The organism is Candidatus Symbiopectobacterium sp. NZEC135 (assembly GCF_025962695.1).
On sequence record NZ_JAGFPF010000840.1, the window covers coordinates 1 to 897 of the forward strand.

2 pseudogenes are annotated in these 897 nt (G+C 47.7%); both read left to right on the forward strand.

Going from position 1 to position 897, the window contains the following annotated elements:
* Window positions 1–598, forward strand: a pseudogene (locus J5224_RS30865) (hypothetical protein); the annotation flags it as partial.
* Window positions 599–654: 56 nt separating this feature from the next.
* A pseudogene (locus J5224_RS30870) lies at window positions 655–897 on the forward strand (peptidase M3); the annotation flags it as partial.

The following is an 897-nucleotide window of genomic DNA, read 5'->3' on the forward strand; positions in this document are numbered from 1 at the left end:
CAAAATCTATCTGGCTACCGCCAGACGAAGCGGCGTACCCTATGCCGAGACGCAAGGTTCATTAGGGTTTACTCACTATATTGATGCCAATAGGCGTGTAATGATTTTAGCGGACAGGTTTACTAATAGTGAATTATTTAATAATGCATTGCATTTGACGGCATTGCATGAGGTCTCCCATGTTGCTGGTGGAACGAGAGATTTTTTCCCGAGCCCCTACACCTCGAGAATTGGCGAGCCGGAGGATATCCCCGAGGCGTTCGAAGATCAATTAACCGGGAGAGATCAAACCAACATTTTACACTTTGATGATGACTTTTTAGAGGCTTACGCACAACGCGTCGGTATTCAACGCCCCAATATTGAACGGTTTAAACAATTGGTTCTCAATGACGATATGCTCAGAGCCAATATTATCATGGATAATGCTGATTCACTGGTCAATATTATCGATGATCTCCATGGCCGCTTGTTCCCCAGCAGGATGCCGCGCGATGTCGGGCAATCATCTATGCAATCCAACATATCAAAAGGTATGATTAAGAAAGCCTTGTTAAGCCTGACCGCTGTGGTAAGTGAGAGCAGAAAGGGGGCTTGATGTTTACTGACCGACGCCCTGATAGGGGCTTGGGTCAACTTTAGAAAGAGATGCATATGCAACAGGCTTTAGCGTATTTCAATGCTCTGAATCGCGACTATCTCGCCGTGCATCAGGAGAAAGAAGCGTGTTTTTGGCAACACTATATGGGGATTGGCGGTGACAGCGCTGCGGAGAAGTTCGCTGCTGCTGAAAGCGCCTATAAACGCTTTATCGCTGATCCTGAACGGTTGAAAGCGTTGCGTACTCATATTGCTGCGCTTGAAGCCCTGCCAGACGTGGGGCAGACCTCGCCGGTG